General features: G+C 58.4%; 14 protein-coding genes, 1 tRNA gene and 1 pseudogene. 3 read left to right on the top strand and 13 right to left on the bottom strand.

Annotation, left to right across the window (positions count from 1 at the left end; all coding sequences use genetic code 11):
* Window positions 1–76: 76 nt before the first annotated feature.
* Complete coding sequence (gene pyc, locus QEV83_RS06270) at window positions 77–3,520, bottom strand: pyruvate carboxylase (protein ID WP_280130362.1); 3,444 nt, start codon at window positions 3,518–3,520, stop codon at window positions 77–79.
* A gap of 349 nt (window positions 3,521–3,869) precedes the next feature.
* On the opposite strand from pyc, the gene QEV83_RS06265 reads away from it, so the two are divergent.
* Window positions 3,870–4,919, top strand: a complete 1,050-nt coding sequence (locus tag QEV83_RS06265; protein WP_280130361.1) for a DUF2125 domain-containing protein — start codon at window positions 3,870–3,872, stop codon at window positions 4,917–4,919.
* Between the two features lie 32 nt (window positions 4,920–4,951).
* Here the strand turns inward: QEV83_RS06265 and QEV83_RS06260 are convergent, their stop codons facing one another.
* The 9 genes from QEV83_RS06260 to QEV83_RS06220 form a co-directional block, all read right to left on the bottom strand.
* On the bottom strand, window positions 4,952–5,836 hold the full coding sequence (locus tag QEV83_RS06260; protein WP_280130986.1) for a prephenate/arogenate dehydrogenase family protein: 885 nt from the start codon (window positions 5,834–5,836) through the stop codon (window positions 4,952–4,954).
* 55 nt (window positions 5,837–5,891) lie between these two features.
* Window positions 5,892–7,022, bottom strand: a complete 1,131-nt coding sequence (locus QEV83_RS06255; protein ID WP_280130360.1) for a histidinol-phosphate transaminase — start codon at window positions 7,020–7,022, stop codon at window positions 5,892–5,894.
* Window positions 7,023–7,044: 22 nt separating this feature from the next.
* The gene (locus tag QEV83_RS06250) at window positions 7,045–7,899 is read right to left on the bottom strand and encodes a chorismate mutase (protein ID WP_280130359.1); all 855 of its coding nucleotides are present in this window, start codon (window positions 7,897–7,899) and stop codon (window positions 7,045–7,047) included.
* Window positions 7,900–7,995: 96 nt separating this feature from the next.
* Window positions 7,996–8,481, bottom strand: coding sequence for a hypothetical protein (locus QEV83_RS06245; RefSeq protein ID WP_280130358.1), 486 nt, complete (start codon window positions 8,479–8,481; stop codon window positions 7,996–7,998).
* Window positions 8,481–9,332 carry a 2,3,4,5-tetrahydropyridine-2,6-dicarboxylate N-succinyltransferase gene (gene dapD, locus QEV83_RS06240; protein ID WP_280130357.1) on the bottom strand — a complete coding sequence of 284 codons (852 nt, stop codon included), beginning with the start codon at window positions 9,330–9,332 and terminating at the stop codon, window positions 8,481–8,483. The genes QEV83_RS06245 and dapD overlap by 1 nt, the downstream gene beginning before the upstream one ends.
* Before the next feature lie 77 nt (window positions 9,333–9,409).
* Window positions 9,410–10,117 (bottom strand): pyrimidine 5'-nucleotidase, encoded by a 708-nt coding sequence (locus QEV83_RS06235; RefSeq protein ID WP_280130985.1) that lies wholly within the window; start codon window positions 10,115–10,117, stop codon window positions 9,410–9,412.
* Window positions 10,118–10,287: 170 nt separating this feature from the next.
* A complete protein-coding gene (gene argB, locus QEV83_RS06230; protein WP_280130984.1) occupies window positions 10,288–11,166 on the bottom strand; it encodes an acetylglutamate kinase in 879 nt (292 codons plus the stop codon).
* A gap of 147 nt (window positions 11,167–11,313) precedes the next feature.
* A complete protein-coding gene (locus tag QEV83_RS06225; RefSeq protein ID WP_280130356.1) occupies window positions 11,314–12,843 on the bottom strand; it encodes a bifunctional UDP-sugar hydrolase/5'-nucleotidase in 1,530 nt (509 codons plus the stop codon).
* Between the two features lie 48 nt (window positions 12,844–12,891).
* On the bottom strand, window positions 12,892–13,401 hold the full coding sequence (locus QEV83_RS06220; RefSeq protein WP_280130355.1) for a 4'-phosphopantetheinyl transferase superfamily protein: 510 nt from the start codon (window positions 13,399–13,401) through the stop codon (window positions 12,892–12,894).
* Between the two features lie 291 nt (window positions 13,402–13,692).
* Between QEV83_RS06220 and QEV83_RS06215 the strand changes: the two genes are divergently transcribed.
* Entirely contained in the window at window positions 13,693–14,313 is a 621-nt protein-coding gene (locus tag QEV83_RS06215) for a hypothetical protein (protein ID WP_280130354.1), read from the top strand.
* Window positions 14,314–14,516: 203 nt separating this feature from the next.
* Here QEV83_RS06215 and QEV83_RS06210 read toward each other — a convergent pair whose 3' ends face one another.
* On the bottom strand, window positions 14,517–16,205 hold the full coding sequence (locus QEV83_RS06210; RefSeq protein ID WP_280130353.1) for a porin: 1,689 nt from the start codon (window positions 16,203–16,205) through the stop codon (window positions 14,517–14,519).
* A gap of 445 nt (window positions 16,206–16,650) precedes the next feature.
* On the opposite strand from QEV83_RS06210, the gene QEV83_RS06205 reads away from it, so the two are divergent.
* A tRNA-Ser gene (locus QEV83_RS06205) sits at window positions 16,651–16,742 on the top strand.
* 464 nt (window positions 16,743–17,206) lie between these two features.
* On the opposite strand, the gene ligD is transcribed toward QEV83_RS06205, so the two are convergent.
* Window positions 17,207–19,831, bottom strand: coding sequence for a DNA ligase D (gene ligD, locus QEV83_RS06200; RefSeq protein WP_280130352.1), 2,625 nt, complete (start codon window positions 19,829–19,831; stop codon window positions 17,207–17,209).
* Window positions 19,832–19,896: 65 nt separating this feature from the next.
* Window positions 19,897–20,225 (bottom strand): annotated as a pseudogene (locus QEV83_RS06195) (four-helix bundle copper-binding protein); the annotation flags it as partial.
* Between the last annotated feature and the right edge of the window lie 66 nt (window positions 20,226–20,291).

Here is a 20,291-nt window from a genome sequence, read left to right as displayed (position 1 = left end):
GCGGGATCATGGCAAAGGCTAGCGGGAAGATCACGGATTCTGTGCTGTCGCTCGGTCTTGGGTCCTAAAAATGCTGCTATTCCAACCGCATCAAAAGATCCCTTGCGTCCACTTGCTGACCAGGCGCAACCAAAATCTCGGCGATTTTACCATCGCTCGGCGCGTGCAGCACGGTCTCCATCTTCATGGCCTCCAGCGTGGCGACGACATCTCCTGACTTGACATCTTGACCGGGCCGGACGGCGACGATCGAAATCGAGCCGGGCATGGGCGCGGCGACATGCAATGGATTGCCATCCTCGGCTTTGCGGCGCGCGACGAGTGTCACGGCAGCCGCGCGATTCAGCACTTTGATAATCCTGGGCTGACCGTTCAGTTCGAAGAAGACCTTGACCTGTCCCTCCTCATCGGTCTCGGCGATGGTCATCAAAACCAGCACGAGAGTCTTGCCTGGCTCTATCTCGATGGCGATTTCGCTCCCAAGTTCCATGCCATAGAAAAACACAGGCGTTGGCAGGACGGAAACCGGACCGTAGCGGCGGATCGTTGCTGCGAATTCCGTGAAGACTTTAGGGTACATAAGATAGGAGGCGAGTTCGTCTTCGTTCAGCTGCCGGCCGCACGCCCGTTCGGCTTCGGCACGGACGGTGTCGAGGTCAGCCGGGGCGAGCAGCGAGCCTGGTCGCGCGGTAATCGGTTTTTCTCCCTTGAGCACCTTCGTCTGTAGGGCCTTCGGCCAGCCGCCTGGCGGCTGACCAAGATCGCCTTTCAGCATCTCGACGACCGAAGCGGGGAAGGCGATGTCCCGTGCCGGATCGAGTACGTCGTCCGGTGTCAAATCCTGGCTCACCATCATCAATGCCATGTCGCCGACGACCTTCGAGGAAGGAGTTACCTTGATGATGTCGCCGAAAAGATCATTCGCCGCGCGATAGGCCGTGGCGACCTTGTCCCAGCGTTTGTCAAGCCCGAGGGCGCGTGCCTGCTCCTTGAGATTGGTGAATTGGCCGCCCGGCATTTCGTGGAGATAGACCTCGCTGGTGCCGGTCTTGAGGTCGCTCTCGAAGGCCGCATATTGCAACCTCGCAGCCTCCCAATAGGCGCTGAGTTGGCGGATCACGACAGGGTCAAGTCCGGTATCGCGGTTACCGTGGCGCAAGGCTTCGACGATCGAACCAAGGCAGGGCTGCGATGTCGTGCAAGACATGGTATCGATTGCTGCATCCGCCGCATCGACACCGGCCTCAGCTGCGGCCAAGACAGTCGCCGCCGAAATCCCCGAGGTATCATGGGTGTGCAAATGCAGCGGCAGACCGCAAGCCTCCCGCAAAGCCTTGACCAGCACGCGCGCTCCCGAAGGCCGCAGCAAGCCTGCCATATCCTTGATCGCAAGGATATGGCAGCCTGCTCTCTCCAGTTCCTTGGCGACGCCGACATAATAGGCGAGCGAATATTTGGCGCGGTCAGGATCGAGAATATCGCCTGTGTAGCAGATAGCGCCCTCGGCGAGCTTGCCTGTCTCGCAAACGGCATCGATCGCGACACGCATATTCTCGACCCAGTTGAGGCAATCGAAAATACGGAAGAGATCAATGCCGTGGGCGGCGCGGCGAACAAAATATTTCACGACATTGTCGGGGTAATTGGTGTAGCCGACGCCATTGGCGCCGCGCAGCAACATCTGGGTTAAAAGGTTTGGCGCCCTCTCTCGCACAAGGGCGAGGCGCTCCCACGGATCCTCCGAGAGAAATCGCATCGCGACGTCGAAAGTCGCGCCGCCCCAGCATTCGAGCGAGAGCAGTTGCGGCAAGCCCATTGCATAGGCTCCGGCGACCGCAGCGATGTCCTTTGTGCGCATGCGCGTCGCGAGCAGTGACTGATGGGCATCCCGCATGGTGGTATCGGTCATAAGGAGACGGGTCTCGGCTCGCATCCATGCCGCGAAACGTACCGCGCCGAGCTTTTCAAACAACTGGCGCGTCCCATCAGGGGTATGACCGGGTGCGAATTGAGGTACGACCGGCTCGCGCGCTACGGCCGGGGGGCGGGCCCGGTCACGGGTTTCGGGATGGCCGTTGACGGTGACTTCGGCAATCCACGTCAGGAGTTTTGTCGCCCTGTCCTTGCGTTTCTTGAAATCGAACAAGGACGGTGTTTCGTCAATGAACCGCGTTGTATAATCGCTGGCGATGAATCGCGGATGGTTGATGATATTGTGCAGGAAGGCGAGATTGGTGGTCACGCCGCGAATGCGATATTCGAGAAGCGCGCGGTCCATTCTGCGGATCGCTTCTTCCGGCGTCGACGCCCAGGCGGTGATTTTTTCGAGCAACGGGTCGTAGTAACGGGTGACGACGGCACCCGAATAGGCCGTGCCGCCATCGATGCGGATACCAAATCCCATCGCTCCCCGGTAAGCGGTGATGCGGCCGTAATCGGGTATGAAATTGTTTTCGGGATTCTCCGTGGTAATCCGGCACTGCAGTGCATGGCCGGAGAGGCGGATTAACTCCTGCGGCGGAATCCCGGTTTCTTCCGGAAAGCCAATCCGCTTGCCTTCCGCAATCCGGATCTGTGCCTTCACGATGTCGAGACCCGTAACGACTTCCGTCACGGTATGTTCGACCTGGACGCGCGGATTGACCTCGATAAAATAGTATTTTCCGGTGTCCACATCCATCAAGAATTCGACCGTGCCAGCGCCGGCATAATGAGCGGCGCGCCCGAGTTTTAGGGCGGACTCGCAGAGGCCGTGGCGCGCCGCGTCGTCGAGATAGGGGGCAGGGGCCCGCTCCACCACTTTCTGGTTGCGGCGCTGGATCGAACAATCGCGCTCGAAGAGGTGCACGAGGTTGCCGTGCTTATCGCCAAGAATCTGTACCTCGACATGGCGAGCCCGGCGGACAAGCTTTTCGAGATAAACTTCATCCTTGCCAAAGGCGCTCTTCGCCTCCCGTTTGCCGCTGAGGACGGCATCGAGGAGCTTGTCCTCGTCCTCGATTGGCCGCATGCCGCGGCCGCCGCCTCCCCAGGAGGCCTTGAGCATGACGGGGTAGCCAATCTCGCGCGCAAGGCGCTTCACTTCCTCGGGATTGTCCGGGAGAGGGGGCGTCGCCGGCATGACCGGCACGCCACAGGACACCGCAAGGTTGCGCGCCGCCACCTTGTTCCCGAGATCACGCATGGTCTGCGGGCTAGGGCCGACGAAGATAATCCCCGCTTCCGCGCAAGCTTCGGCGAATTCAGGACTTTCTGATAAGAATCCGTAGCCAGGATGGATCGCGTCGACCTTGGCTTCCTTGGCGACCCGGATGACCTCTTCGACGGACAGATAACCTTCGAGCGCCCCTTTGCCGGCGCCGACTTGATAGGCTTCGTCAGCCTTAAAGCGGTGCAGCGAAAGCTTATCCTCTTCAGCAAAGATCGCAACCGTCTCAATTCCAAGTTCGGTTGCCGCGCGGAACACACGAATCGCGATTTCTGAGCGATTGGCGACAAGCAAACGGTGAATTCGGCGCATGGACACTCACTTAGGGCCGGAGAATATCACTGACCATTCCCTGCAAATCATGCACCAGCAGGCACGGTCAATGGAAATAGACGCTTGCATGTATGAACTTTTTCGCATTTTGTTCTGGAAATCAAATCCCGTACCAGTGAATCAACCCTATTTGCCCTCTGAAGCGGCATTTATTTGTCCTTACTGAGGATGCGGCCCAGCGAGGGTTTTCCAAGATTTGAGGCATTTTGCTTCAACGTGCATCACGATATATGCCTTGCCTCGCTATGGGATAGCTTTGCACCTCAATTTCGTCATGGGGCGGGGAATGAGAAATCGTGCCCGCCAATCAGCCCTCCGGGAGGACGTCATGCAATCAAAGAAAGAAGAAACGCGGCAGCGCTCAACTGCCTTTTACCTGCTGTATGTGCCGAGTGCCGTGATTGTGGCGATCGTGGTCGGTTGGTCGATTTTTTGGTATGTTGCCTCACATCAGACGGCGGCCGCCGTCACCAATTGGATGACGCAAGAGGCGAAAGCCGGACGCATCTGGACCTGTCCGGACCAGAAAACGAGGGGGTTTCCCTTTGCCGTTGAGGTCTCTTGCGCAAACCTGCGCTTCCAAGGAATACTCCTTGACAAGACGTCAACGGGCACCGTGCGCGGTTTTCATGTTACCGCGCCCCTCCTGCGCAATGACAATTTGATTGCTCGCATTGAATCGCCGTTTACGGCCCAAACGAACGATGGAACCTACGATCTAACGCTGCAATGGTCGGAATTATACGTCGAACTCGATGGGCCGCCAGGCACGTTCGACAGGGTCGCCATCGCCGGCACCGATGTCTCATTGCAAGGGAGAGTGGGCGGCGCCGGCTCCCTGGAGGGAAAGTTTGGCGAGATTCACAGCAGTTTCATGCCAACACAAGACCGCCACGATAACTCGTACGATTTTGTGGTTTCGTTTAATGACGGCTCAATTCCGGCGCTCAACACTCTTTTGGATTCACAGCTTCCTATTTTCATGCAATTGGGGGGCACGATTTCGCAGGCGGCTTTCGGTGGCGTACAAACACTCCCCGAATTTTTTGAAAAATGGCGTTCGGCGGATGGCCACATCGATATTACCAGCGGCCGGCTCACGAGCGGCGGTGTTCTCGTTGAAGTCAAGGGCGGCCTTGGCCTAGATGACGAGCATCGCGTTCATGGCAATCTCGACGCTGGCTTTGCGGGGTTCCAAAAGGCGTTTCGACAGCTCGGTATCGATCCTGGCCTCATCACTGCGGGTCAGTTCCTTTCGGGGCTTTTGAGTAAGGGCGGTGACGTTCCTGGACGGCTCAATTTGCCGGTGAGTGTCTCCGAGGGCTTTTTGTCGGTTGGTCCAGTCCGGACTTCAATCCAGATTCCGCCCCTTTATTGAGCGCACGAACGGAGACGGAGCCGTCCAGCGAATTACGTCTCGGGCATCCGGCGGCCAAAGTCCGGCGCGGCGGTTTCCTGTCCCTGTTCGATGATGCCGCGCCGGATCGCCCTCGTTCGTGTGAAAAGCTCGAAAAGGCCATCGCCATCACTGTTGCGAATCATGCGCTGAAGGGCGCTGAGGTCCTCGTTGAAACGGCCGAGCATTTCGAGAACAGCCGCCTTATTGTTGAGAAAAACATCGCGCCACATCGTCGGGTCGGAGGCGGCGATCCGGGTGAAGTCACGAAACCCGCCGGCGGAAAACTTAATGACTTCGGATTGCGTCACTTCCTCGAGGTCAGCGGCGGTGCCGACAATATTGTAGGCGATGAGATGCGGCACGTGACTGGTAATTGCCAGCACCAGATCATGATGCGCGGGCTGCATGATTTCCACGTTCGAGCCGGCGCCGGACCAAAAAGCGGCGACGCGCGCAACGGCCTTAGGGTCGGTTCCTTCCGGGGGGGTCAGTATGCTCCAGCGATTGAGAAAAAGTGTCGAAAACCCGGCACGTGGACCCGATTGCTCGGTTCCCGCCACGGGATGCGCCGGGACAAAATGAACGGTGGCGGGCAGATGCGGAGCGACAGCCTTGATGATCGAGGCTTTGACCGAACCGACATCGGATAGAATCACACCCGGTTCAAGAAATGGGCCGATATTTTGTGCAATAGATCCCATGGCGCCGGGGGGAGCGCAAAGGATGACGAGGTCGGCGCCAGAGACCGCGGCCGCCGCCGTTTCAAAGACTTCGTCGGCGAGACCGAGTTCCTTGACCGTCTCCCGGACCGTGGCCGATGTGTCTGCCGCCGCGATCTCGCGCGCAAGTCCCTTGCGCCGGCAAACATGTGCCAGGGAGGAGCCGATCAACCCCATGCCGATGAGGGCGAGACGTTGGAACAGCGGCTCGCTCAAAGGCGTCCCAAGACCGTCAAGCACGCGCTCGGCTTTCTGATGCAACGAAATCCTTGAGGGCGGCGGCCACAAGACAATTTGCTTCATCGGTGCCAACAGTTAGCCGCAGACACTGCGGCAATCCATAGGCGCCGACCGCGCGCAGGATCAAGCCGCGGCCCAGAAGAAACCGGTCCGCCGCCCACGCCTGAGTCTCGCTGATGAAATGCAAAAGCAGAAAATTCCCGGCGCTCGGCGTGACCTTAATTCCGATTTCGGAAATTTCTTGGGTGAGCCACGCAAGCCAGGTGTTGTTATGGGAGATCGCCTTTTCAATGTGGCGGGCATCCCCCAGGGCCGCGACCCCGGCCGCGATCGCGCCGCCGCTTGTGTTGAACGGTCCGCGAATGCGGTTTAGCGCATCACATACGCTGAGCGGCGCATAGCACCATCCAAGCCTGAGCCCAGCGAGGCCGTATATCTTCGAAAACGTCCTTGTCATCACGACGTTTTCGCTGTCCGAGACAAGCTCTTCCCCCGGCGCATAATCCTCGCGCGTCGCATATTCAGCATAGGCCGCGTCGAGAACGAGAAGGACATGTCCGGGCAGATGGGTGGCGAGACGCTTGACTTCGCCGAACGGCAGATAGGTGCCGGTTGGATTGTTCGGATTGGCAAGGAAAACCATTTTGGTTCTAGGGCCGACAAGGGCAAGGATTTTATCCACGTCGGCCGTTAGATTCGTTTCGCCAGCAACGATTGGAACCCCGCCTGCAGCGAGAATTGCGATTTTGTAGACGAGAAAACCATGCTCGGTAAAAATGCCTTCATCGCCCGGACCAATATACGCCGAAGCGAGGAGGTGGAGGATTTCATCCGAGCCGTTCCCGCAAACGATGCGTGCCGGATCAAAGCCATGCTTGGTGCCAATTGCCGTACGCAGGACAATTGCGGCGCCGTCGGGGTAATCCTGAAGGCGATCGGCAAAACCGCGCAAGGCATCGCGCGCATGGGGTGACGGCCCGAGCGGCGTCTCGTTTGCCGAAAGTTTGAAAATCGTCGCGGCGCCGGGTGCCGAGCTTTGGCCCGGCACATAAGGATCGATGGCAAGCACGCCGGGCCGCGGCCGCGGCTGGGTCTCGATACCGGTGGTCGCAAGATTGATCATCCAAGCCAACTCCAGAGCAAAATCATTGCGCGGCAACCTTCTGGAGGCGGCTCACATCGCAACGTGCGGCGTGGCTGCCAATACTGGCCACCCTGGGTCCGGCGGCGCCGGATCCAATCAAAGTTTCGCGCCATTCATCGAAATCGCGACTGACTTCCACCGCGATCATCAAACACAGGCGAGACTCAGTTTTAAAGCGATCGAGAATTTCCACCCCAGAGCCCATTTGGCCGGGGAGGGTGCGATGCCCCAAATTTTCGGGGATTTCGACGTCATAGAGGACGACATCATGCACGGCCGCTTCGGCTAGCGGCTGGGCTATGATGAAAACCGGCATTCCGGCTGGATGGTCCGGCCGCTCGACAAAGGGCAGCCGGGCAATAATCTTGGGTGCCCCCGGTTCGGCGAGGCCGCGCCACCAAGGGCCTTCCGGTGCCAGGACTCGCACGACGCCAAGGTCGCCGCCGGATTTTGCCACGGCTTCGATGACCTGCGTAGCGCCTTGATGAGGTATATAGGGAACCGTAAAGCCGAAATGGAACCGGCAGCAGTCGCGCATCGCGGCGTCGCCGCTAGAAATGTCGGCATGGACGCAGTAGTTCGATTGGACAAAGGTAAAGGTCGAGATGATGATCCGCCAAATGCTTTCGACGGTGTCGAGCGGCAGCAGGCCCTGATGGCGGGAAACGAGTGCCCGCATCATGTCGGCCTCCCGGGCCGGCCGGAATGCCAGTCCGCCGCCCTGCCGCGCCTTGGCTTCGATCAGCCGGTGGATGATCTCGCCGCGCTCCATCAACAGTTGGTGCAGCGCCGCGTCGATTCGATCGATCTCGATACGAAGATCGGCCAGGGTCTCAAGACTGGATGGATCAATCATTTGGGCGGTTTCCAAGACATGCTCCGCTGTCTTAGAGCATTTTGAAGGGCGGTGTGAACCGGTTGGAGGTTGAAAAACCAACTTCGGCAAGTTTGGTCACGGTGTCCGGGCAGGCAAAAAGCCAAGCTCCACCATGTTCCAGATGATGATCGCGGCGAGCAAAGTGTCCAACACCGCCACATGCCAATACGGCATGACATCCGCCACGCGCGGTTGCAGCCAGTGCGCCGCACCGCTCGCGAGCGCCGACAACGGCAAAAGCCCCGCCAACGCCCCAGGAAAGCGCCATCCCCGGTCGCGCCAGCGTTTCGCGCTGAGATTATAATAGCAGATTGCCGCTAAGAGGACCGCGAAAGCGTAACACACGAGATAGACGAAAGCCGCCAGTGTCCCCCAGGCCAGGAATGGCGTGGTGGCGAGGTCGTGATGGGTATAGGGCGCCAGAAAAAACCATATGATGGTCAGCGCGGCAAGCGGTACGATGAGAAATAGGGTGCCCTGCCGCCAGGTTTTGGCGTCGATCCTGCCTTGATCGGTCCGGAACCCAAAACGCCCGGCGAATTTCGCGACAAACGCCCGCATCAGTCCCTCAGCAATTCGTTGATCGCGGTTTTCGAGCGGGTCTGGGCATCGACGGTTTTGACGATGACGGCGCAATAGAGCGAGGGGCCGGGTGCGCCGGAAGGCAATGGCTTTCCCGGCAAATTGCCGGAAACCACCACTGAATAGGGCGGCACGAAACCGGTACGGATCTCGCCGGTTGCCCGGTCGATGATCTTTGTCGAGGCGGAAATGAAGGTCCCCATCGCGATCACCGAGCCCTGGCCGACAATCACGCCCTCGACAATTTCCGAGCGGGCGCCGATGAAACAATCGTCCTCGATGATCGTCGGATTGGCCTGTAAGGGTTCGAGCACGCCGCCTATGCCGACTCCCCCTGAAAGATGCACATTTTTGCCGATTTGGGCGCAGGAGCCGACGGTGACCCACGTATCAACCATCGTGCCGCTATCGACATAGGCGCCGAGGTTCACAAACGACGGCATCAAGATTACCCCTGGCGCGATATAGGCCGAGCGCCGGACGACGCAATTGGGCACCGAGCGGAAGCCGGCGGCGGCATGTTGCTCAAAACCCCAGCCTTCGAATTTCGAGGGAACCTTATCCCACCAAGAGGAGCCGCCGGGGCCGCCCGGTATCAGGGCCATGTCGCTCAGGCGAAACGACAGAAGCACGGCTTTCTTGAGCCATTGATTGGCCTTCCAGGAACCTGGCCCGGACGAGCCTTCAATCCTTTCCGCGACGCGGAGCTTCCCCGTGTCGAGAAGCTGTAAGGCCGCTTCGACAGCTTCACGGACTTCGCCTTGCGTCCCCGGGGTGATGTTGGCGCGATCCTCGTAGGCGGCATCGATAATCGTTTCGAGGTCGGGCATGCGGGTCTCCAAAAATGACGAATGGCAACACGTTGCGGGGAACGTTTCGATATATGCCGCGCGGATGTCAATGGCAGCTAAGTGTCCGCCTCGCCGGGGGTGTCAAGGATAAGGCCCATCAGGAATAGCGCAAGGTCGCTTGTTATGTAATCGATATGCGGCGGCACGACTTCGCTCGTAATCTCGAAGGCGTCGCGATGATCCATTTGGCCTGGCTTGGGAACGACGAGGACGGTGGTCATTCCGCGTTCGTGAGGAACAATGAGATTCCTCGCAAGATCCTCGAACATCACCGACCGCGCCGGGTCGACCATGTGCCGTTCGAAGAATCGTTCATAGGTTGCCGCCTGGGGCTTTGGCACGAAATCGGCGGCGGCGATATCGAAAATATCCTCGAACATCGCCTCGATTCCGAGGGCCTCGGCGGTACGAAAAGCGTGTTCCCGTGATCCATTTGTGAGAATAAGTTTGCGGCCGGGGAGGGCGGTGATGGCCGTTGCAAGGGCAAGATTGGGAAGCAGCGAGGAGCGGTCGATGTCATGCGTGAAATCGAGAAACTCCTCAGCGCCAATCTCATGTTCCTCCATCAAGCCGCGCAACGTCGTGCCATAGCGCTCATAGTAATATTTTTGCAAGGCGCGCGACGACATCCCGTCAAGTCCAAAAAGATGCGCCAGGAACAAGGTGATTCTCTGGTCGATTTTCGGCCACAGATCGCAGTCGGACGGATAAAGTGTGTTGTCGAGATCGAAGACCCAGGTATCGATTTGCGATAGCGAATGAATAAGGGGTGAGAGTTCCCCAGGCGATTGCGCCCCAGTTTCCGGGAAGGATTCCGCGTGAGATGCGGTTTCGACGAAGGAGCTCAGGGGCTCGCTGGCCTCTTGGGCCTCGTCACCAGCGAGTGCCGTTTTTGGAGTGTCAAAGGAATCTTTCAAATAAGGTCTCGCCTCGTTCACCGTGTAATCAAAGTACCAGCGCCATGATCGGTCAAGAGTTCGATGAGCACTGCATGAGGCATTTTGCCGTCGAGAATAACGACCCCTTCGACGCCTTGTTCGAGCGCATAGATGCAAGTCTCGACCTTGGGGATCATCCCGCCTGTGATTGTACCGTCGGCGATAAGGGCATGAATTTCATCGACGCACAATTGCTTGATCAAATTCTTGTCACGGTCAAGCACGCCGGGCACATCGGTCAGCAACACGAGCCGCTTTGCCTTAAGGGCGCCCGAGATCGCGCCGGCAAACGTATCGGCGTTGACATTATAGGTCTCGCCGTCCTCGCCTTGCGCAACGGGTGCGAGGACGGGAATGAGTTCGCGCCCAAGCACCTGATCCAACACGGTCGTATCCACCTTTGCGGGCTCACCCACGAAACCAAGGTCAAGGCCATTGCTCATCCGCGGGACCTTGCTCGCGATGACCATATTGCCATCCTTGCCGCAAAGGCCGATCGCGCGGCCGCCCTCCGCATTGATGAAGCCGACGATTTGCTTGTTGATCGATCCGGCTAGCACCATTTCCACGATTTCCATGGTGGCCCGGTCGGTAATTCGCAGACCATCCGAGAACGCCGACTTAATGCCGAGCTTGCCAAGCATCGCGCCGATCTGCGGGCCGCCGCCATGGACGACAACGGGATTGACCCCGGACTGCTCAAGCAAAACCATGTCGCGCGCGAAATCCCGGGCGACCTTGTCGTCTCCCATGGCATGGCCGCCATATTTGACGACAACGATCGCATCATCGTAGCGCAACATATGTGGCAAAGCCTGCATCAAGATTGCCGCTTGCTGTTGCGCGCGTGCCTGCGCCTCGTCGTGCGGATGCATATCTGGTTCGTTCATTGGCTCTCGTCTCCGAGTCATGCGTGCGTGTATTATCCGCTTGTTGCGACAAGCTCAACGCGGACAGGAAATTGAGGAAGAGCGCTGTTCCCAGCAGCGCCGCAAGCTCGCCCGAAGCTGTCCCGTGCGATGCTATTGAAACACGATCCTTCCCTCGATCTTCGCATCGATCCGCTTCGCTGCAGCGATGTAGTCGATCACGTCAAGGGCGACAAGCCGGGTTCCAGAATCCGGGCTTACATGAGTTTTTCCGGCAAGCATTCCATATCCGTCACCGCCGCTTGCCATGAAATCATTGGTCGCTATCTTGTACTCGCGGCCAAGGTCGAGAGCCTCACCATTGACCCAGACCGTCTTCACGCGCTCGCCCGGAGGGGCCGCCGGATTGGCAGAGACAACCAAGCCAGAAACTTGTGGAAACCGTCCCGTTGGGCGCTCGATTTGAGAAAACCCATTCTCCAGCGCGTCCACAATCGACGTTCCGGAAACCTTGGTTGCCATGGTCTTGTTGCCGAAGGGAAGTTCGTCGAGAATATCCCGCTTCGTCAATCTCGTGCCCGCGGCATAGATTCTGTTTCCACGGATGCTGCCTCCGTTGATGATGGCAACTTCTGCGGCCGATGCACTCCGAAGTGCGTCCGCAACAAGATCACCGATCGCGCATTCACCCGAGCGTAGAGCTCCGGTGCGGCTATCTAGAGCCGCGGCAAGGGTTGCGATCTCGACGTCGAACAACCGGTTCAATCCGGCGCTGTACATTTGGACCTTGGCAAGCATAGCTGGGTCGGAAATGACTTTCGCCGTATCGATGACACGGAAATTGGGCCACCATGATGAAGAGCGATCGGCTTGACCCCGGTTTTGCGTGACCTCGATGTCGGCAATCGTGACATAATTCGCGTCTTGTTCGGACTCCATCAGCGCGGTGCGGCCATCGAAATCGATATGGAGATCATGATTGTGGCCGGACAATATAAAGTCCACGGCATGGGAATTCATCAAGGCGGCACCGGTGGCCTTATCGGCATGCACGATCGCGATCACGAGATCAGCGCCGGCCGCGCGCGCCTTTTCGGCGTTAGCCAGGACCGTCGAGATCGTCGGCGAAAAGACGAGATCACCAGGCCGCGAGGCAATTGCCGTCCCGTCGAAGGCGGTGCCAATAAATGCCAGATTGAGTTTCCCTGCCTCGATCAGGATTTGATCCTCATGGCGCGGGAGTTTCATCCCGGCGGCGCTCCTAAGATTGGCGGCAAGGACCGGAAACCGCGCCTGTCGCATCCGGTCGAAATAAACCTCCTTGCCAAAATCGAATTCGTGATTGCCGGGAACGAACGCGTTGAGTTCCAAATCGTTGAAGAGGTCAACCATGTGGGCACCCTGGTCGAAACTCGACAACAAGCTCGGCGACAGCGTATCGCCAGCGTGAACACAAATGAGATGGGAGTCCTCGGCCAGCGTTCTGGCGCGTTCCGCCCTCACCACCGCCGCGAAGCGGGCCATGCCGCCGCGTCCGTTCTTTTCCTCGATCCGGTAAATATCGTTGATCAACAGTAGAGAAACCCGCGCAGTGGCGCCGTCCGCACGGGCCGGGGGCACGGCAACAGTCGCGCCAGCGGCCAGGATGGAAGTTAGGGTCTGGCGGCGGGAGAGCTTTTGCATCCATGCCCCTCATGCGGGTGTACACTACTTTCTATTATAGCAAAGCAGTCAAGCCAAGGCGTAACATCCCGCATAGCCTATCGGAACCTCGACCGGATAGGCGGCAATGGACGCAAGCAACGGCAAAGGGCAACTACATTCGGGAATGATTGCATAACGATCGCTGGTCCATTCAACCGAGAAATCCTTGAGATGTGCCGAAATCCCGGCACCTATCGCTTTCAGAACCGCTTCTTTGCAAGTCCAGATCTTGTAGAAGGATTGGAGCCGCGCGCCGTCTTCCAATCTTTCGAGTGTGCGATATTCGGCGTCGGAAAAAAAGGATCTTGCCAAATCCAGCTCATCTCCTGAATTGCGCGTCAATTCGATGTCGACACCGATTGGACGGCGATCCGACAAGCCAATCAAAGCCCAGGAACCAGAATGGGAAACATTGAACTGCGGCCCCTTTATTCCTGCTAGGCCGGGCTTTCCCTGCGGCCCCTCCGCGAACAGGATTTGGTTCGCTGGAACGCTTGCCGCCTCACTCAACAGCGTGCGCAAAATCGCGCGGGTCATCGCGAATAAATTCCTATCCCGATCGTGGAAAAACCTGCTCGCACGGTTCCTTTCGTCATTCGAGAGGCAGTTCCACAAAGGCTCTGGGATTTCCCTTGCCCAGACGGGGCCCGCAAGCCAAATCACAACCCCCTCATTGGCAGCGCTTGCTAGCGTTAATCGCTTGATGGGAAGCCAGTGATGTTCGACGATTTCCATCCCAATACCGCCTGCGAGTTGCTTTGATAACAGTTTTAACTCAAATGGCTCGTTTCCATTAACGCGGACTCAAGCGCGCGCGCACATAGTGAGATGAAATTTGAAACGAACTGGGCAAAGAGCAAGACTGTCTCGTTTATGCCGCCACGCAAACGACATAACATCGGCAATTTTGAGGATATTCTTGCCTCGTTCGACCGCGGGCTGGGAAATGAAGCCTCGCCGGAAGTCTGCCAATCGAGGGCGCCAGAGCCTGATTCGGAAGCCGAGACTGAACTGGATGCGAGCCGCCGGCCGCGGCACAAAAGCCCTTTGCGGCGTTGGCTTGCAACTTTTTCCTTGCCTTGGCCATCAGGCATCAGCGGACTTATTGGGGGCTTTGCGCGGCACCCCCCGGAGCCCTATGCCGAGGAAGCCGCTGAAGCGCAAAGCGCATCGCCGCCTCCTTCCTCCAAGCCGGAGGCCGCATCTGTTCAACCACCGAAAACCGAGAATCAAACCATTGCCGATGAACTCGGGTTAAGCCCGGAACTCGCGACCATCGATCTGCAGCGTATTCGACGCGATTTTGCCAAGAAGAACCACCCGGATCGCTTCGAGCCTGGCAGCCGGACCAACGCGGCGCGGCGCATGTCCATTGCCAATATGCTGATTGATGAACAGATGCGACAAAGCCGTAGGGTTCATGCTCGCACTGGCGGGATTCCTGAATAACTGCCTGCTTGATCACCGATGCAGCCAAGAAATTTCTGGGGGGCAGTAATGACACACACATTCGTGATTTTTTGAACGCTTCCACCTCTTGTGCATGGCACATCAGGCGCCAGGTCTTGATGCATCACGGCAAGCGCAACCACGTTCACGGACCCACCATTTGCTGAAAACAAAATATTCCGTCGAATATGTATTCACAATGGTCAAAACGCCCGTTGCACGCGCAAACGCCCTTCATATTGGTTGGTGTTCGGCTGGAACGAGGGCAGGCCGACGGCGTTGAGCACCACGTCCGGGGCGAGACCAACCGGCCGCGACTGATTCACATGCACATACATGAACTCGGCGCCGATATCGAAGCCCTTGAGCGGCGTCCAGACGAGATTGGTGCCGACCCGGCCTTCCTTGATGTTGGAAATGCCGACCCCGCCGCCAAACCCGGCCAGCGCGTCGCCGGAATAATTCACCGCCATGTAAGAGCCATACACCGCCGAAGCCAAGGTCGGGATCCAATAATGTTTGTAGGCGCCGGTGATGTCCCAGCCCGTCTGCTGCTGGCAGGAAACGCTGCCGGGGAAAGTGCCGGGCACGCTGCTGGCGAAGACGCAATCGGCATTCGGCTGCGCGTTCCAGCCGGCGCTGTAATCCGACGGCGTGAAGCCCGAACCGGCGTAGCGGTTCTGGTTGACCGCGCCATAGTTGAAGCCAAGATTGTTGCCCGCGATATAGCCGAAGGCGCCTTGCTCATAAGCCGCCTGCAGCCAGAGCTTGTCGCCGGGCGAGAGATAATCGGCGTTCAGCTGAATGCCGGCCTGGACCGCGAAGCCGTAATTGTTGCTGGTGACGGCCGGGAAGGCATAGGCGGGGGTGGAAAGGACGCCGCCAACAACGCCGGGAGTGGCTGGCGGCGTGGTGAGGGCGTTCGCTCCAAACAGGCTGGCGTTGTTCTGATGCGCGGCGGCCGAGATTTGCACCGTCCCCCAGGGTTGATCGTAGCGGAAGCTGCCGACGATGTCCGGGATCCGCGATCCGGCCGGCTGGCCCTGGAAGGAGGCGGCCGCAATGCCGTTGATGGTAATTGGCACGCCCGCACCCGCCGCGGTCAGGGTCGTGGTCGCGATGGTGCTGCCGATGGCGGCGCGCCGCGACGCCTGATCCTCGGCCGACAGGGTCGCCGAGAAGCCGCTGCCGAAAGTCGCCGTATAGGACAACAGGGCGACGGTCGCGTTGGAGCCGCGTAAATTGTCGTAGTTGTAGGCGTCGGCGTAGAAATCGAACATCGATTGGGCGCGGCCGGCGGTGAGGCCGGCGAATTGGATGAACGCCTTGTTGACGATCGTCGTTTCGCGCTGCGAACTGGAGCCCGCCGTCGTGTTGAAGGTGTTGGAAAGCGAGCCCAGGCTGCCGGTGGCGGAATTGCCGCCCGAGCCATAATAGGAATCGATCCGAGCGAAGGCGCGCAAGGTGCCCCAGGGTGATTGCGTCCTGGCGTCGAGTTCGGCGCGGCCGAGGGCATTGAAGCTCGTCGCATCGCGCGAGCGGGCGTTGGTATATTGGCCAATACCAGGGATGAAGCTGGCCCCGGCGGGAACCCCCACCCCGGGCAAGGCCGCATGCCCGATCACCGCGCCATTGCCGTAGAAACCGGTGCCGCCAACGCTGTAGCTCGGGCTAAAGCCGCGGAACTCGCCGAGTACCAGGCCGCCGATCCGCAAACAGGTCTCGGTGCCGGGGATGTAGAAGAAGCCGGCGCCATAGGCATCGCAGACGCGGACATATTCGATGGGAGCGGCCTGGGCGGCCGGCAGATCGGCGGCGCGGGCCCCCGGCACCAGAAGGGTCACAGCCAAGCTCGCGGCCGAACCCAGAAGAAGTCCTTTGAGAAGTCTCATGTCAAATCCCCAAAGCCCGATCTCGCGTTGGGTCCGTTCCAAGCTCGTGCCGGCGGCGGTTCGATCCTGGCCTTCCGGCATGGGGAAATGGTGCAACATTTGTCTCATCTCAGCCGAACAATTTGATAGGTATATATTAGGTGGCACCAATCGCCAATGGGCGGCAGCTTAACCCTAGCGTAGCTATAACAAGGATCAAGTAAAGCGGAGTTAAGCCAGTTACAGGCATTTGGTTGGAGGTGTGGCTTTAATGCAACTTGCGAAAGCCACGCACAAGTTTCAAACGCGGGAAAATTGAAATTAGCGCCCGCGTGATTCCCGAAACCGCGGGGATGCCCGCGGCAAACACCAAGCTCAAGTCATGCCGCGGGAGCTCTTGCCATCACGCTAGCGCTCGGGCATATCTGGGCAACCGGAATCGCGTCTAAAGGGCTTTTCCGAGTATGGAGACGTGGCCGAGCGGCTGAAGGCGGCGGTTTGCTAAACCGTTATACAGGGCAACTTGTATCAGGGGTTCGAATCCCCTCGTCTCCGCCAGATTTCAAAGACTTACGATAGTTTTTCTTGCCACCAAACCTTTGCCAAATCGTTGTAGTTGTGCCGAATTTTGTGCCGCCCCTTGTCGGGCGGCATCCCCTTGTTCCGGTTTTAGGAATGCCAGATATCTGCTCTCTGTTACCTTCACGCTGGTATGACCTAACTGACGGGAAAGCGTCCACAAATCCACACTACCAAGCCAAGATCATTGTCAGTTCTTTGGATTTAACCCCCGTCTTCAGTCGGGAAGAGGCTTTAAATACCTACAAGACGGCGTTTGGAGATAGCCACATACGGGTCGTCCCTTGACATAACGACAACGTCTGGCGGTATCCGAGCGCCCTCCACATAATTGCTGATTGCAGATCGTCCAGATCATTGTGATCCTCATCGGCATTATCTCGCTCTTGAAGTACCTCACCGTCTTTTAACCGCCAACGTCGCGACTCGCTATATTATGCAAGTCATGTCTTGCCGAGTCGTTTGATCGCATCTTCGAGCGGCTGCCGGCTTTCGTCATAATCCGCCCATGCCTTACTCCTCCGGATCAGAGCGGGGGCCGTTCGGAGGGTAAATCGCTGCGGGGCCAGGTCTGACTTCACCTGTGTCCACGTCAGCGGCATCGAAACGAGCGCCCCAGGCCGGGCGCGCGGTGATAAGGGCGCCACTGCCGTCGCCGTGCGATCATTACGGAGGTAATCAAGAAAAATGCGGCCGGTGCGCAGCTTCTTTGCCATGTTCACGACGTAACGCTGCGGATTTTCGTGCGCCAGCCGTAAGCATATTTGATGCGCGAAATCCTTAGCCACTGGCCAGGTCAGCTTGCTTTTCTTTGAAAGGGCCAGCGGCGTGACGACATGAAGCCCCTTGCCTCCTGTAGTTTTGCAAAAGCTGACAAGACCAAGCTCATCTAATTGCTCCCGCATGTCACGGGCCGCCGCGACGACGGTCGAAAAGGCGACATCTGGCCCAGGATCGAGATCAAACACGAGCCGGCCTGGGACGTCGGGCTGCTGTGGTTGGCAGTTCCAGGGATGCAGTTCGAGAGCGGCGATTTGCGCCAGTGCCGCCAAGCCTTCGACCCGATCAACTTCAAGATAAGGTTTGCGGTCGCCAGAGACCGTGACGAGTTCGAGAAGATTCGATGTGCCCGGCATAGCATGACGTTGAAAGAACTGCGATCCGGAGATGCCGTCCGGCGCGCGGATGATCGAACATGGGCGCCCCTGAAGATGACCGAGCATCCAGCTTCCAACCGCCTCATAGTAATTCGCGAGATCGAGCTTGGAAACCGGCGACCCATCGCCTGCGTCGGGCCAAAGCTCCTTGCCGGGATTGGACAGCATGACGCCCATAACCAGTGGCTTCTTTGCAGCATTGATCCGCGCTGGTGTCACAGGAACTAAGGGCTGCGGCAGCTTGGCATGGCTCGCTTTGGCCGGCTTCTCGGCTGTGACATCTTCCGCGGGTTTATCCTCGCGCAAGCCCTTGAAGGCGGCTTGCCGTACCATGCCATCGCCAGTCCAGCCGGTAAATTCGATCTCCGCGACGAGTTCTGGCGTCGTCCAATGTATATTGTCCTCCTTGCGCGGCGCCCCTATGCCCGTGAATGGCGATGTGTTTGCCGCAACAGCTTGCAGGCGGGGCAGGAGAGTCTTTATTTTCGCGGCGCTGTAGCCCGTTCCAATGCGGCCAATATAAACGAGGTGATCGCCCCGATAAACGCCGGCGAGCAAAGATCGTAATCTTTCATTCGTCGTCGTCCATCCGCCGATTACAACCTCATGTCCCGCCCGGCATTTGGCTTTCAGCCAGTTGCGTCCGCGTCCCGAGTGGTAGGATGCGTCGAGTTTCTTCGATACGATGCCTTCCAAAGATAAACGGCATGCGGAACGCAAGATCGCCTCGCCGCCGCTCTCGAAATGTTGGGTAAAGCGAATCACGCCATCGTTGCCGAGGTCCGATAGCAAATCCCGCAATTTCGCTTTGCGCTCAGAGAGCGGGCGTTTGCGCAAGTCGCCATTCGCATCGAACATAAGGTCGAAGGCAAAAAACATCAGATCGTCCGTTCGTCCCTCCGACAAGGCGGCCTGAAGCGCGGCGAAATCGGGCACCCCACTCGTATCGAGTGCGACGATCTCACCGTCGATCATCGCGTCGGGAAGATTGCATGCCGCATTTGCAATCGCGGCAAACTTCGCCGACCAATCGAGACCTTTACGGGTCTTGAGATTGGCCTTGCCGCCGTCCACCCGCAGCTGCATGCGGTATCCATCAAACTTGATCTCGTGCACCCAGCCAGCCCCATCCGGGGGACGTTCGACTGGCGTGCAAAGTTGCGGTGCCACGAAATCCGGCATCACGAGGGATACGGAGCGGCGGAGCTTGTTCGATGCGATGCGGCCGCTTCTCTTGCTATCGCTGGCGCCTCCGGTCGAATCCCAGACGGCGTTCGCTGCCAGCTTTGTATCCTCGCGGGTCATGAACGGCATAGGCCGCTTGCCTTTTCCAGCAGCGATCATTTCCATGCTCCGCCCCGAGGCGACGGAACGGTCCTCCGCAAGCAGAGCATCGCCGTCGCCGTCTTGCGCCGCATTGTCGCGATGTTTGATCAGAAGCCAGTTTGCGTGCCGCCTCGCTTTACGATCATTCTTAATCCGAACCAGAACCCAACTGCCATGCAGCCGCGTCCCATCGAGCGTGAACTTCAACTCGCCCTTCTCCAAAGTAGCGTCTGGCGAGTCGCGTCCTTCCGGCGTCCAGACGCCGCGGTCCCAGAGTTGCACGGTGCCGCCGCCATATTGTCCTTTCGGAATTATGCCTTCAAAGTCGCCATATTCGAGAGGATGATCTTCCACCTCGACGGCGAGTCGTTTGTCACGGGGATCAAGCGATGGGCCACGGGTGATTGCCCAGGATTTGAAAACGCCATCAAGCTCAAGGCGCAGATCATAGTGGAGGCGCCGGGCGGCATGCTTTTGGATGACGTAGCGGCGTGTGGCCGACGGTGCCACCTTCCCAGAACTGTCCGGCTCCGGCGTTTTGGTGAAATCCCGTTTCGAACGATAGACCGTTAGAGTTTTGGCCATCGTATGTTTCCATGCTCTCTCGGAGTAGCGCCCCTCGTGTATGCGCCGCATTCCAGCGGCATCAAGCTGCCATTTTTTTTGCAGCTTTCGGCGCAGAGGCGGCACGTATCCGCGCATTCTTTCATATCCCCCATGCGGTCGCAATCGGCTGCGCATTGTTCACAAATCTCGCTGCACAAGCGGCAGGTGCGTTTGTGCAGCTCCGAGCCGATCACCATGATATGCGCCGACGTCCTGCACATTTCGGCGCATGCCATCATCAAGCTGAAGTGCTTTTGTTCGGTATGTTGTCCGCCTGCTCTAAGCAATGCCCCATGGCTGTCGATAGGCACATTTGGTAACAAGTCAAACACGCGTCGATACAGTGTTTCATGTCGATATCGGTGCCATGCATATGCGTTCTCCCCTGGATCTGCTGCCTCAGCCAGCGCGAAGGCTCCGCAGGAACGGCAATTTTGCG

This window comes from Methylocapsa sp. D3K7, from assembly GCF_029855125.1.
Lineage (GTDB): Bacteria > Pseudomonadota > Alphaproteobacteria > Rhizobiales > Beijerinckiaceae > Methylocapsa.
Note: the sequence above shows the minus strand (reverse complement) of the source record. Positions and strands in the feature narration are given on the sequence as shown.

Coding starts and splice junctions, on each gene's coding strand:
- pyc (WP_280130362.1), bottom strand. CDS start 3,520: ATGCGCCGAATTCACCGTTTGCTTGTCGCCAATCGCTCAGAAATCGCG.
- QEV83_RS06265 (WP_280130361.1), top strand. CDS start 3,870: ATGCAATCAAAGAAAGAAGAAACGCGGCAGCGCTCAACTGCCTTTTAC.
- QEV83_RS06260 (WP_280130986.1), bottom strand. CDS start 5,836: ATGGGGTTGATCGGCTCCTCCCTGGCACATGTTTGCCGGCGCAAGGGA.
- QEV83_RS06255 (WP_280130360.1), bottom strand. CDS start 7,022: ATGATCAATCTTGCGACCACCGGTATCGAGACCCAGCCGCGGCCGCGG.
- QEV83_RS06250 (WP_280130359.1), bottom strand. CDS start 7,899: ATGATTGATCCATCCAGTCTTGAGACCCTGGCCGATCTTCGTATCGAG.
- QEV83_RS06245 (WP_280130358.1), bottom strand. CDS start 8,481: ATGCGGGCGTTTGTCGCGAAATTCGCCGGGCGTTTTGGGTTCCGGACC.
- dapD (WP_280130357.1), bottom strand. CDS start 9,332: ATGCCCGACCTCGAAACGATTATCGATGCCGCCTACGAGGATCGCGCC.
- argB (WP_280130984.1), bottom strand. CDS start 11,166: ATGCATCCGCACGACGAGGCGCAGGCACGCGCGCAACAGCAAGCGGCA.
- QEV83_RS06225 (WP_280130356.1), bottom strand. CDS start 12,843: ATGCAAAAGCTCTCCCGCCGCCAGACCCTAACTTCCATCCTGGCCGCT.
- QEV83_RS06220 (WP_280130355.1), bottom strand. CDS start 13,401: ATGACCCGCGCGATTTTGCGCACGCTGTTGAGTGAGGCGGCAAGCGTT.
- QEV83_RS06215 (WP_280130354.1), top strand. CDS start 13,693: ATGAAATTTGAAACGAACTGGGCAAAGAGCAAGACTGTCTCGTTTATG.
- QEV83_RS06210 (WP_280130353.1), bottom strand. CDS start 16,205: ATGAGACTTCTCAAAGGACTTCTTCTGGGTTCGGCCGCGAGCTTGGCT.
- ligD (WP_280130352.1), bottom strand. CDS start 19,831: ATGGCCAAAACTCTAACGGTCTATCGTTCGAAACGGGATTTCACCAAA.